Consider the following 288-nt stretch of genomic DNA (forward strand, 5'->3'; position numbering starts at 1 on the left):
AACATGTACGGACCTACAGAAACGACGGTGTGGTCGACCGTGCAGGAACTGACCCATGCGGAGCACATTAATATTGGCCGTCCTATTGCGAATACCCAAATCTATATCATGAATGCGAATGGAGAATTGCAGCCCGTCGGCGTACCGGGTGAGTTATGTATTGCAGGGGAAGGATTGGCCCGTGGGTATTGGAAACGTGAAGAACTGACGGCCGAGAAATTTGTGAATAATCCGTTTGCTGATGACAAGTCAGACCATGAGCGGATGTATCGTACAGGCGATTTGGCA

General features: G+C 49.7%; 1 protein-coding gene. It reads left to right on the forward strand.

What is annotated here, in order from left to right:
• Positions 1 to 288, forward strand: a 288-nt coding sequence (locus ACL9RM_RS26680) for an AMP-binding protein (RefSeq protein WP_414126724.1), incomplete at both ends; no start/stop codon positions are given.

This window comes from Paenibacillus sp. S29, assembly GCF_049319765.1.
GTDB lineage: Bacteria > Bacillota > Bacilli > Paenibacillales > Paenibacillaceae > Paenibacillus > Paenibacillus polymyxa_B.